This window comes from Actinocrinis puniceicyclus (assembly GCF_018283645.1).
GTDB lineage: Bacteria > Actinomycetota > Actinomycetes > Streptomycetales > Catenulisporaceae > Actinocrinis > Actinocrinis puniceicyclus.
The window spans coordinates 30,484-43,020 of record NZ_JAGSXH010000020.1; the positions used below are offsets into that span (position 1 = coordinate 30,484).

Consider the following 12,537-nt stretch of genomic DNA (forward strand, 5'->3'; position numbering starts at 1 on the left):
GCCTTGTCTGAACGCCGCAACTCGGCCATGGCGGCGGGAGCCGCGGGAGCCACCCAGGACGAGGTGCGCCGCCACAACGTGTCCACCCTGCTGCGGTACGTGCACGTGCACGGCCCCACCTCGCGTGCGGAACTGACCGCCGCGATGCAGCTGAACCGATCCACGATCGGCGCGCTGACCGCCGATCTGACCAGCGCCGGCCTGGTGCGCGAGGAACTTCCCGCGCGCGGGGCCGGCGCCGGTGCCGGGCGGCCGTCCCTCGTCGTCGTGCCGCGCTCGGAGCGGGTTTACGTGCTCGCCTTCGACATCGGCGTCGACTACCTGATCGCCGCGCGGGTCGGCCTCGGCGGGGCGATCCTCGACCGGCGCGAGCTCTACCGTCCGCGTGGTGACTACGCCCTCGACGACGTGGTTGCGCATCTGGGCCGGTTCACCGGTGAGATGCTCAGCCGCGCCGGCGCCGACACGGTGTGCGTCGGCATCGGCGCGGCCATCGCGGGCGTGGTGCGCGAGTCCGACGGGCTGGTGCGTTTCGCGCCCAACCTCGGCTGGGTGGACGCCCCGCTGGGACAGACCCTTCAGACCGTGCTCGCGCACTACGGCATCCACGCCCCGGTCGCCGTCGGCAACGACGCCGATCTCGGCGCCCTCGCCGAGCACGTGCGCGGCGCGGCGGCCGGTGCGACCGACGCGGTGTATCTCACCGGCGAGGTCGGCGTCGGCGCCGGGATCATCGTCGGTGGCGAGCCGCTGCGCGGCGCCGGCGGTTACGGCGGCGAACTCGGCCACATGGTGGTCAACCCGGCCGGGCGGCTCTGCCGCTGCGGCGCGCGCGGCTGTTGGGAGACCGAGATCGGCGAGAAGGCCATCCTCGACGCCGCCGGCCATCCGGACGGGCCGCGCTCGACGGTGCCCGCGGTCGTGACCGCCGCGGCGGGAGGAGACCCGCGCGCCGCCGCGGCGATCCGGCATGTGGGCGAATGGCTCGGCATCGGCGTGGGCAACCTGGTGAACATCTTCAACCCCGAGGTGGTCGTCTTCGGCGGCCTGCTGCGCGACATCCTCCCGGCCGTCGAACAGCAGCTACGCACCACGCTGCGAACCTCGGGTCTGGTCGCCCCGCGCGAGCAGGTGCGCCTGGTCTCTCCCGGCCTCGGGCCGGACTCCACCCTGGTCGGCGCCGCCGAGCGCGCCTTCGGCCCGCTGCTGAGCGATCCACCCGGCGCACTGGCCAGGCAACCGGCCGGGCAGCGTGAAGATCGTGTGGAGGGCCGGATGATCTCCGCGGGCCGGCGACCGCTCGGCGACTAGACTCGGACACTCGTCCCCTCGTTCCAACGGCGTGCGAGCACGGGGCAACCCGAAGGGGGACGATGTACACCGGGCTTCGCCACTCGGGGAATCGTCGAGCCACCTAGGAGGAACTCGTGTCGCTGCCGGGCAGTTCGAGCGCCGAGACCGTGTCGAGCGGTGAACCCCTCTCCAGCGCCGAGCCCAGCGCCGGTCAGCCCAGCGCCGGTCAGCCCGGCGCCGGCGGACCCGATCCCGGCGAGTGCCTGCTGGACACCGTGCACGGGCCGCGCGACCTGGACCGTTTCAACCGCGCGCAACTCGACCGCCTGGCCGGGGAGATCCGCGAGTTCCTGATCGAGAACGTCACCCGCACCGGCGGGCACCTGGGCCCCAACCTCGGCGTGGTGGAGCTGACCATCGCGCTGCACCGGGTCTTCGACTCGCCCCGCGACACCATAGTGTTCGACACCGGCCATCAGTCCTACGTGCACAAGCTGCTGACCGGCCGTCACGACTTCGCGATGCTGCGCCAGGAGGGCGGGCTGTCCGGCTACCCGAACCGCAGGGAGTCGGAGCACGACGTGGTGGAGAACTCGCACGCCTCGACCGCGCTGTCCTACGCCGACGGCATCGCCAAGGCTTACCAGGTCCGCGGGCAGAGCGACCGGCGCGTGGTGGGCGTGATCGGGGACGGCGCGCTGACCGGCGGCATGGCCTGGGAGGCGCTCAACAACCTCGCCTGCGCGAAGGACCGGCCGGTCGTCATCGTGGTCAACGACAACGAGCGGTCCTACTCGCCGACCATCGGCGGGCTGGCCGACCACCTGGCCACCCTGCGCATGACGCAGGGCTATGAGAAGTTCCTGTCGTGGGGCAAGCGCACCCTGCCCAAGGCGCCGGTGTTCGGCGGCGCGATCTACGAGACCCTGCACGGGATGAAGAAGGGCATCAAGGACATCGTCGCGCCGCAGGGCATGTTCGAGGACCTGGGCTTGAAGTACATCGGGCCGATCGACGGGCACGACCTGGACGAGATCGAGTCCGCGCTGCGCCGCGCCAAGGGCTTCGGCGGCCCGGTCATCGTGCACTGCATCACCCGCAAGGGCGAGGGCTACCGGCTGGCCCGGGAGAACGACCAGGACCAGTTCCACCAGGTCGGCGTGATCAACCCGGAGACCGGTCTGCCCTACCAGGCGCAGGGCACCACGTGGACCGACGTCTTCGCGGACGAGATGGTGAAGATCGGCAACGACCGGCCCGACGTGGTCGGCATCACCGCCGCGATGCTGCACTCGGTCGGCCTGCACAAGTTCGGCAAGGCGTATCCGGACCGCATCTATGACGTCGGCATCGCCGAGCAGCACGCGGTGACCTCAGCCGCCGGCCTCGCCTTCGGCGGCCTGCACCCGGTCGTCGCCGTCTACGCGACCTTCCTGAACCGGGCCTTCGACCAGGTGCTGATGGACTGTGCGCTGCACCGCGCGGGGGTGACCTTCGTGCTCGACCGCGCCGGGGTGACCGGCGACGACGGCGCGAGCCACAACGGAATGTGGGACATGTCGATCCTCCAGGTCGTGCCCGGCCTGCGGATCGCCGCGCCGCGCGATCCCGGCCAGGTCCGCACCCAGTTGCGGGAGGCCGTCGAGGTTTCCGACGCGCCGACGGTGCTGCGCTTCTCCAAGGGGGCGGCGGGACCGGAGATCGAGGCGGTGGACCGGCTCGGCGTGATGGACCTGCTGCGTGCGCCGGAAAACCCCGACGTGCTCATCGTCACCGCCGGGCCGATGGCCGCGCAGGGCCTGGCGGCGGCCGAGATCCTGGCCGCCGAGGGCGTCGAGGCGAGCGTCGTGGACCCGCGCTGGGTCAAGCCGCTCGATCCCGCGCTGGTGGAACTGGCGCGCGGGCACCGCGCCGTGGTCACCGTCGAGGACAACAGCCGGGTCGGCGGGGTCGGCGCCGCGGTCACCCAGGCGCTGCAAGACGCAGGGCTCGCGCTGCCGGTGCGGGTCCTCGGCATTCCGCAGCAGTTCCTCAACCACGCCAAACGCCCCGTGATCCTGGAGCGTATCGGTCTGACCGCGGAAGGTGTCGCAGCAGCCTCACGGGCAGCGCTAAGCTGATCCGCGGGCCGGCGGGGTGCACGGCGTTTCGTAGAGGCGGACTTCTTCAACGGCCCGAGAATTCGTTACAACACGGGGACACACTGTGACGTGGCGGCTCCGTGGTGTTACCGGCCTGTTGAGAGAATCGGTCTCGTGGATCCCATCGGAATGAACGAACGCGTACGGTCGGCGACCGTTGTCATCGGCGCCGGACCGGCCGGCCTGACCGCCGCGTACGACTTGAGCAAGCACGGTTTTCCGGTACAGGTGTATGAGGCCGAAGACGTTGTCGGCGGCATCTCGCAAACCGTGGAGCGCGAAGGCTGGCGCTTCGACATCGGCGGCCACCGCTTCTTCACCAAGGTGGCCGCCGTCGAGTCGCTGTGGCACGAGATCCTGCCCGACGAGGATTTCCTGCTGCGGCCTCGCATGTCAAGGATTTACTATCGCGGGAAGCTGTTCGACTACCCGCTCAAGGCCGGCAACGCGCTCAGGGGGTTGGGGCTGGTCGAGGCGGCGCGGTGTATCGGCTCGTACGTCTGGGCTCGGATCAGGCCGCCGAAGGACCAGTCGCACCTGGACGCCTGGGTCACCGCGCGCTTCGGCAAGCGACTGTTCTCGATCTTCTTCAAGACCTACACCGAGAAGGTGTGGGGCATGAGCACCTCCGAACTGCCCGCGGACTGGGCCGCGCAGCGTATCAAGAGCCTGTCGCTGATGGGCGCGATCAAGAACGCGCTGCTGCCCAAGCGCAACCAGAAGGAAATCACGAGCCTGATCGAGGAGTTTCAGTACCCTAAGTACGGGCCCGGGATGATGTGGGAGGTGTGCACCGAGAAGGTGCGCGCCCAGGGCGGTTCGGTCCAACTGCGCACGTGCGTCGACCGGGTCCGCTGGGAGCAGGGCAAGGGCGCGGTGGCGGTCACCGTCAGCTCGCCCGACGGTACGACGAGCGAGGTCCCGGCCGATCACGTGATCTCCTCCACCCCGATCTCCGCGCTGGTGCGCTGCATGGACCCGGCCGTCCCGGACGCGGTCAGGGCCGCGGCGGACGACCTGCGGTATCGCGACTTCCTGACCATCGCGCTGGTCGTGCCGCTGGAGGCCGGATTTCCGGACAACTGGATCTACATCCACACCCCGGGGGTCAAGGTCGGCCGGATCCAGAACTTCGGCTCGTGGTCGCCCTATCTGGTCAAGGACGGGCGCACCTGCCTGGGCCTGGAGTACTTCGTCAACGAGGGCGACGAGGTGTGGAGCGGCGCGGACGAGGAGTTGGTCAAGCTCGGCACGGCGGAACTCGAGCAGCTCGGCCTGATCGAGCCGGGCAAGGTCGAGGCCGGATTCGTGGTGCGGATGCCCAAGGCGTACCCGGTCTACGACGACCGCTACCAGCGCAACCTCGAGGTGATCCGCGAGTGGCTGGCGGCGAACGTGCCCAACGTGCACCCGGTCGGGCGCAACGGGATGCACCGGTACAACAATCAGGACCACTCGATGCTCACCGCGTTGCTGACGGCTGAGAACATCCGCACCGGGTCGGCGCACGACGTGTGGACGGTCAACGTCGAGGAGGAGTACCACGAGGAGGGCAGCGACTCGAAGCGCTCCACTCCGACGGGCACCGGCCGCGACGCGCCGCTCATGCCGCGGTCGCGCAGCGAGCACGAGACGGTCGCTCCCTGATATGCCGGCGGACACGGAGGAGCTCACGCGGGCGTCCGCCGAGGCGCCGGCGGGCGCGCAAGCGGGTGCCGGGGCCGAAGTGCGAAGGCGCCTGGCCGCCCTCGTGACGCGGCGCGGGCTGGTCGCCGCCGGCGTGATTCTCGGCGCCGGGTCGCTCTACTGGCTGCTGTGCTGGATTCTCTCCAGCGCCGCGGCCAGCGGCTCGGACACCGCGAACATAGCGCTGCAGGGCTGGGATCTGTGGCACCACAATCCGAAGCTGCGGCACTGGATCACCGGGGACGCCAACTTCTACACCTTCGAGACGGTGCTCTACGCCGTCCTCGAACGCATCATGGGGCTCGGCGCGACGACCATGCACGTCGTCAGTGGCCTGACGTACACGCTGGTGATGCTGGTCACCGCCTGGCTGGTCAGGGGCGATGAACGTGGAGCGCGCGCGTACTGCCGCTTCGGCCTGGTCGCGGCGTTCCTCGCCTTCCCCATGTTCGAAGGCGACCTGGCTCCGACGCTGCTGGAGGCGCCGGACCACATCGGCACGGCGGTCTTCATCCTCGGCGCCTACCTGCTGTGCGACCGGGCGGCCGGGCGGCGGTGGGCCACCTGGTGCCTGTTCGCGCTGCTGGTGCTCGGGCAACTGGGCGACGCCACGGTCAAGTACGTCGGCGTGCTGCCCGTCGTGCTCGTGTGCGCTTCGCGGCCGCTGTTCGCGCGCCGACTGATCACGCCCGACCTGTGGATGGCCGTCGCGGCCGCCGCGTCGGTGCCGGCCCAGGCGACCCTGCGCGCCGCCCTGCGCACCTGGGGCGCGTACTCGATGGTGCCGCCCAAGACGCGGCTGGCCGACTCCCACCTGTGGCTGGGGCACCTGCACTCGACCCTGATCAGCCTGCTGACGCTGTTCGACATCCCGACGAGCACGCCGACCCGGCCGTTGTGGCCGATCGCCGCGGTCCTGGGCGCGTTCGTGCTGCTTGCCGGGCTCTACGGCGCCGTGCGCACGCTTCTGAGCTGGCCGCGGGCGGCTGCGGCCGACCAGTTGCTCACCGTCGGCGTCCCGACCTACCTCGCCGCCTTCGCGTTCTCGACGATGGTGCTGCCGGGAGCGGGCAGTGCTTACGAGTTCCTCGGTGTGATCCCCATGATCGTGGCGCTGGCGGCCCGCAATCTGCCGCTGCCCGCAGCGCGCCGGCTACCGGTGCTCGCCGCCGCGTCCGGGCTCGTGGCGGTGGCGGTGTTCGCGACCGACTTCAGGCCCGCCGGAATCGCGCCGCAGGAGACGGTCGCCGCATGGCTCAAGGCGCACGGGTACAAGTACGGCATCGCCGGGTACTGGGACGCCTCGTCGACCACGGTCGACTCCGGCAACGCGGTAGGGGTGCGCGCCGTCGTCCAGACGCAGAAACACCAGTACGCGGTCTACGCGTGGGTGACGAAGACGTCCTGGTACGACCCCGCGCACAACTACGCCGACTTCTTCGTCGCAAACCCCGGCACTCCAGGGCTGCGTGAAGCCGACGTCGAGGCCGCATACGGACAGCCGGAAGCGGTCTACCGCGTCGCGGGCAGGGACATCATGGTCTACCGGACCAATCTGCTGGCGGACCTGATCCAGGCGAAGGCGCCGAACTTCTGACGCGCCGCGCACCGCGAGGGCGGTGGCGCAGACGCGTCGGCCCCGGCCGGGTGATCCGGCCGGGGCCGACGCGTCCGTGCGTCAGGCGGGCAGCGAAGCCGAGCCGACCGGCAGGAAGCGGTGGCCCGTCACCTTCTCCGCGACGCCGGTTCGGTCCAGGTACGGGGTGATGCCGCCGAGGTGGAACGGCCAGCCCGCGCCGAGAATCATGCACAGGTCGATGTCCTGCGCCTCAGCCACGACGCCGTCCTTGAGCATGAGGTCGATCTCCTCGGCGATGGCGGACAGGGCGCGCTCGCGCACCTCCTGCGCCGTCGAGGGCCTCTCGCCGATCTCCAGCAGCGCCTCGACCTCGGGGTCGAGCGTGGTGGTGCCGGGCAGGTAGAACGCCTTCTTGCCCGCGCCGACCAGGCGCCGCACGTTCTCGGAGACCGAGAAGCGGTCCGGGTAGGTGGCGTGCAGCGTCTCCGAGACGTGCAGCGCGACCGCCGGGCCGACCAGCTCCATCAGCACCAGCGGCGACATCGGCAGGCCGAGCGGTTCGAGCGCGCCGTCCGCGACCTGCACCGGGGTGCCCTCGTCCAGCACCTCGTTGACCACGCCGAGGAATCGGGTCAGCAGCCGGTTGACCACGAACGCCGGGGCGTCCTTGACCAGGACGCTGGACTTCTTCAGCTGCTTGGCCACGGCGAAGGCGGTGGCCAGGGACGCGTCGTCGGTCTTCTGCGCGCGCACGATCTCCAGCAGCGGCAGCACCGCGACCGGGTTGAAGAAGTGGAAGCCGACCACCCGCTCCGGGTGTTCCAGCGCGGCCGCCATCTCGGTGACCGACAGGGAGGAGGTGTTGGTCGCCAGCACGCAGTCCGGCCGCACGACCGCTTCGAGCTGCGCGAAGACCTGCTGCTTGACCGAGAGTTCCTCGAAGACCGCCTCGATCACGAAGTCGGCGTCCGCGAAGACTTCCTTGGTCAGCGAGCCGGACACCAGCGCCTTGAGCCGGTTGAGCTTGTCCGCGTTCAGCCGGCCTTTGAGCGCCTGGAGTTCCAGCTGTTCGTGGACGTATCTGACGCCCTTGTCCACCCGCTCCTGATCGACGTCGGTCATCACCACCGGCACGGAGAGGCGCTGCGCGAACAGCAGCGCCAGCTGGGAGGCCATCAGGCCGGCGCCGACGATGCCGACCTTGGTCACCGCTCTGGCCAGCGCCTTGTCCGGCGCGCCGGCCGGGCGCTTGGCCCGCTTCTGCACCAGGTTGAAGGCGTAGATGCCGCTGCGCAGTTCCTCGCTCATGATGCGGTCGGTCAGCGCCTCGTCCTCGGCGGCGAAGCCCTCGTCACGCGAGGCGGTGCGCGCCTTGGCGATCAGGTCCAGCGCCAGGTACGGCGCCGGGGTCGCGCCGTGCACCTTGGCGTCCGCGACCTGCCTGCCGCGGGCCACCGCCGCGTCCCACTGCTCGTGCGAGTAGTGCCTGCGCTCGATCACCAGCTCGCCGCGCAGCACGCTCGCGGTCCAGGCCAGCGACTCCTCCAGGAAGTCGGCCGGCTCGAACAGCGCGTCGGCGATGCCGAGTTCGTACGCCTGCGGACCCTTGAGCTGCCGGTTCTGCGAGAGCGAGTTCTCGATGATGACGGTCACGGCCGCGTCGGGCCCGATCAGCCGCGGCAGCAGTTGCGTGCCGCCCCAGCCGGGGATCAGGCCGAGGAAGACCTCGGGCAGCGAGAGCGCCGGAACTCCGGCCGAGATCGTGCGGTAAGTGCAGTGCAGCGCGATCTCCACGCCGCCGCCCATCGCCGCGCCGTTGATGAACGCGAACGTGGGCACGGACAGCTCGCCGAGACGGCGCAGGACGTCGTGGCCGGCCTTGGCGATCGCGTAGGCCTGTTCCCGCTCGGTGACCACCTCGATGCCCTTGAGGTCGGCGCCGACAGCGAAGATGAACGGCTTGCCCGTCACGCCCGCGGCCACGATCTCGCGGGAGTCGGCCAGCCGCGCGACCTCGTCGAGGGCCGCGCCGATGTTGACCAGTCCGCGCGGGCCGAAGGTGGTGGGCTTGGTGTGGTCGAAGCCGTTGTCCAGGGTGATCAGGGCGAACCTGCCCGCGCCGCTGGGCAGGTCGAGCACGCGGACGGGGGCCGAGGTGACCACTTCGTCCGGGAAGACCCCGGCGGCCTGCTGTGCCGACTCGCTCACTTGGCATCTCCTTCGAAGTGCGGGTTCTCCCAGATCACGGATCCGCCCATGCCGATGCCGATGCACATGGTGGTCAGGCCGTAGCGCACCTCGGGGTGCTCTTCGAACTGGCGGGCCAGCTGCGTCATGAGGCGTACGCCGGAGGAGGCCAGCGGGTGGCCGAGCGCGATCGCGCCGCCGTACTGGTTGACCCGCGGGTCGTCGTCGGCGATGCCGTAGTGCTCCAGGAAGGCCAGCACCTGCACCGCGAACGCCTCGTTGATCTCGAACAGGCCGATCTGCTCGATGCCCAGCCCGGCCGAGGCCAGCGCCTTCTCGGTGGCCGGAACCGGGCCGTAGCCCATGACCTCCGGCTCGACCCCGGCGAAGGCGAAGGAGACCAGCCGCATCCTGATCGGCAGGCCCAGCTCGCGGGCCACGTCCTCGGCGGCGATGATCGAGGCGGTGGCCCCGTCGTTCAGGCCCGCGGAGTTGCCCGCGGTGACCCGTCCGCGCACCCGGAACGGGGTCTTGAGCCCGGCCAGGCCCTCCAGGGTGGTGTCCGGGCGCGGTGGCTCGTCCGCGGTGGCCAGACCCCAGCCGGCGCCGGTCGGCGTCTGCGACGCCAGCGTGTTGCGGGTGGCCACCGTGACGAGGTCGGGCTGGATCTTTCCGTCGGCGTACGCCTTGGCGACCTTGAGCTGTGAGCCCAGCGCGTAGGCGTCGGCGCGCTCGCGGGTGATGCCGGGGAAGCGGTCGTGCAGGTTCTCCGCGGTTTGCCCCATGACGAGCGCGGAATCGTCGACGAGCCGCTCGGAGACGAAGCGGGGGTTCGGGTCCACGCCCTCGCCCATCGGGTGCCGGCCCATGTGCTCGACACCACCGGCGATCGCCACGTCCACCGCGCCGAGCGAGACGGCGCCGGCCACGGTGGTCACCGCGGTCATCGCGCCGGCGCACATCCGGTCGATCGAGTATCCGGGCGTGGTCTTGGGCAGCCCGGCCAGCAGCGCGGCGGTGCGCCCGAGGGTCAGGCCCTGGTCGCCGATCTGGGTGGTCGCGGCGATGGCGACCTCGCCGATCCGCTCGGGCGGCAGCTCGGGATGGCGCCGCACCAGCTCCCGGATGCACTTGATGATCAGGTCGTCGGCGCGGGTCTCGGCATAGATGCCCTTGGGACCTGCCTTGCCGAACGGGGTGCGTACGCCGTCCACGAAGACGACGTCGCGTGCGGTACGGGGCACAGGGCTCTCCTGGAATTCTGCGCTTTCGAATGGTCTGCGACCGGTAGCGCCGGTCTGCGGCCATGCTACCCGCCAGTAACAAGAAGCGGTACCCGGGGATTGCGGCGCGGCGCGGCCCGCTTGAGCCGCGCTTTCGTCGTCCCGACCCCGGCGCGGCGCGGCGGGCTACAGCGAGGCCGGGCGGCCCGCCTCGCGCCGCAGGGCCGCGCCGATCACGTGTGCGGTCAGTTCGACCTGCCAGGCGCGGGCGCCGCTGGAACGCAACGTCTCGCTGATGACCTCGTCGTCGAGATCGGCGGGGGGTGTCCAGCACAGCCGGCGCAGCAGATCCGGGGACAGCAGGTTCTCGACCGGTATCAGGTGCTCGTCCGCTATCGCGGCGACCGCCGGGCGCGCCGCGGCGAGGCGGGCCGCCGCCTCCGGTGCGCTGCGCTCCCAGGACTTCGCGGGCGGCGGGCCGTCGTGCACCGGCTGCGTGGAAGGCAGCTGGGAGTCCGGCAGTTGGAGCGCACTGCGCAGCGCGGCCAGGTAACCCACCGCGTCGACCGAGCGGGTACGACCGGAGAAGCCCGGCACGGCGCGCAACTGCTGGACCGTCTCTGGCAGGCTGATCGACGCCTCGATGATCGCGCTGTCGGGCAGCACCCGGCCCGGCGTCATGTCCCGGCGCCGCGCCAGCATGTCCCGGTGCTCCCAGAGCGCCCGCACGACGGCGAGGTTGCGCGCCTTACGCACCTTGTGGATGCCGGAAGTGCGGCGCCAGGGCTCAGCGCGCGGAGGATGCGGAGCCGCGGCCAGAACCGCCGCGAACTCCTGTTCCGCCCAGGCGAGCTTGCCCTGCTGGTGCAGATCGCGGTGTACCGCGTCGCGCAGATCGACCAGGAGTTCGACGTCCAGGGCGGCGTAACGCAGCCACGGCTCGGGCAGCGGCCGTGTGGACCAGTCGTCCGCCGAATGCCCCTTCTCCAGCGAGTAGCCGAGCAGTTCCTCGACCATCGGGCCGAGACCGACGCGTGCGTAACCGGCGAGTCGTCCGCCGAGTTCCGTGTCGAAGATCCGCGACGGGGCGAGGCCGACCTCACGCAGGCAGACCAAGTCCTGTGCCGCGGCGTGTAAGACCCATTCAGTCTGCGCCAGCGCCGTGCCGAGTGTGGAGAGATCGGGACAGGCGATCGGGTCGATCAGTGCGGTGCCCGCGCCCTCTCGCCGCAACTGCACCAGGTACGCGCGCTGGCTGTATCGGTAGCCCGACGCCCGTTCGGCGTCGACGGCGACCGGCCCGTTGCCCGCCGCGAACGCCGCGACCGTCGCCGCGAGTGCTTCGCCGTCGGCGATGACGTCGGGTACGCCGTCACGCGGAGCGAGGAGGGGCACGGCATCGGGGTTCGGCGGCGGCTGCTCGCGGGCGTCAACGGTCACGCCCTTACCGTAACGCGCGCACGCCCCGCTTAGACGCTTGATTCCCCGCTCTTGGCCTTGGCAGCCGGCCTATGGCTGTGGTGCGCGCGCCGCTTCGCGCCCGCCCACACCGTTCGGGAAGCTCGGGACGGTGAGACTCGGGACGCCCGCTGAGCTGAGGCCGGCGACAACCCGGGCGTCGCGCGGACGTTCGTACGTTCGCGCGACGCCCGGAAACGGCTCGTACGCCCCCTTCAGTGAAGTCTCGTTCGGCTGGCTGGGCCGGCCTGTTTGCTAGGCGATGATGCCGCCGCGCATGGCGACGGCCACCATCCCGGCGCGGTCTCCGGTGCCGAGCTTGCGGGCGATGCGGGCAAGGTGGCTCTTGACCGTCAGCGCGGACAGCCCCATGGTCTGGCCGATCGCCTTGTTGGAGCGGCCGTCCGCGACCAGGCGCAGCACCTCGATCTCGCGGGCGGACAGCTCCCGGCACCCGGCGTTCATGGTGTTCGGTACGGCGCCCACCGCCAGCGCGGCGGCGGTTCCGGCGGCCCCGCTCATCGCGGCCAGCCGCTGCTGGCGCAGGTGCGGCGGCAGCCCCGACACGCTGCCGAAGCCCGGCCGGACCTGCGGCAGGGCGCGCGCCCCGGTGACGACGTAGCCGCGCACGCCGGAGGCCAGCGCCGCGCGCACCGCGTTCGTGTCGTCGGCGGTGGAGATGGCCACCGCGCTGCTCCAGCCGGAATTGCGCATCTCCGCGAGCAGGGCGAGGCCGGGGCCGTCCGGCAGGTGCACGTCTACGACGGCGATGTCGCGTGGCGTCGCCATCCGCGTGCGGGCTTCCGCGATGTTCGATGCCTCTACGACGTCGCGGACGCCCAGCGCCCACAAATGCCGAGTGACTGAGGTTCGCACCCTCAGGTCGTGAACAACGACCATTGCGGTGAGTTTGGCCGGCCGATAGGCCAGCAAACTCGCTGTGTGATCGACGAGTACCGACACCTGGCCT

General features: G+C 70.9%; 8 protein-coding genes. 4 read left to right on the forward strand and 4 right to left on the reverse strand.

Annotated features, from left to right (window positions below; genetic code table 11):
- Positions 1-3 precede the first annotated feature (3 nt).
- The 4 genes from KGA66_RS08485 (at position 4) to KGA66_RS08500 (ending at position 6,717) form a co-directional block, all read left to right on the forward strand.
- Positions 4-1,311, forward strand: coding sequence for an ROK family protein (locus KGA66_RS08485; RefSeq protein ID WP_246507230.1), 1,308 nt, complete (start codon positions 4-6; stop codon positions 1,309-1,311).
- Between the two features lie 245 nt (positions 1,312-1,556).
- On the forward strand, positions 1,557-3,413 hold the full coding sequence (gene dxs / locus KGA66_RS08490) for a 1-deoxy-D-xylulose-5-phosphate synthase (protein ID WP_211466489.1): 1,857 nt from the start codon (positions 1,557-1,559) through the stop codon (positions 3,411-3,413).
- A 150-nt stretch (positions 3,414-3,563) separates the two neighbouring features.
- Entirely contained in the window at positions 3,564-5,081 is a 1,518-nt protein-coding gene (locus KGA66_RS08495; RefSeq protein ID WP_211466491.1) for an NAD(P)/FAD-dependent oxidoreductase, read from the forward strand.
- A gap of 1 nt (position 5,082) precedes the next feature.
- On the forward strand, positions 5,083-6,717 hold the full coding sequence (locus KGA66_RS08500; protein WP_211466426.1) for a hypothetical protein: 1,635 nt from the start codon (positions 5,083-5,085) through the stop codon (positions 6,715-6,717).
- An 81-nt stretch (positions 6,718-6,798) separates the two neighbouring features.
- Here KGA66_RS08500 and KGA66_RS08505 read toward each other — a convergent pair whose 3' ends face one another.
- The 4 genes from KGA66_RS08505 to KGA66_RS08520 form a co-directional block, all read right to left on the reverse strand.
- Entirely contained in the window at positions 6,799-8,907 is a 2,109-nt protein-coding gene (locus tag KGA66_RS08505; protein ID WP_211466428.1) for a 3-hydroxyacyl-CoA dehydrogenase NAD-binding domain-containing protein, read from the reverse strand.
- Positions 8,904-10,130: a thiolase family protein gene (locus KGA66_RS08510; RefSeq protein WP_211466430.1), complete on the reverse strand. Its 1,227-nt coding sequence runs from the start codon at positions 10,128-10,130 to the stop codon at positions 8,904-8,906. Before KGA66_RS08510 ends, KGA66_RS08505 begins: the two co-directional genes overlap by 4 nt.
- 165 nt (positions 10,131-10,295) lie before the next feature.
- Positions 10,296-11,549, reverse strand: coding sequence for an HRDC domain-containing protein (locus KGA66_RS31495; protein WP_211466432.1), 1,254 nt, complete (start codon positions 11,547-11,549; stop codon positions 10,296-10,298).
- 273 nt (positions 11,550-11,822) lie between these two features.
- Positions 11,823-12,530: a response regulator transcription factor gene (locus KGA66_RS08520; protein ID WP_211466434.1), complete on the reverse strand. Its 708-nt coding sequence runs from the start codon at positions 12,528-12,530 to the stop codon at positions 11,823-11,825.
- Positions 12,531-12,537: the final 7 nt, after the last annotated feature.

What these genes read in the sequence shown, in the direction of transcription:
- KGA66_RS08500 (WP_211466426.1), top strand. Translation starts at nt 5,083, where the DNA reads ATGCCGGCGGACACGGAGGAGCTCACGCGGGCGTCCGCCGAGGCGCCG.
- KGA66_RS08495 (WP_211466491.1), top strand. Translation starts at nt 3,564, where the DNA reads ATGAACGAACGCGTACGGTCGGCGACCGTTGTCATCGGCGCCGGACCG.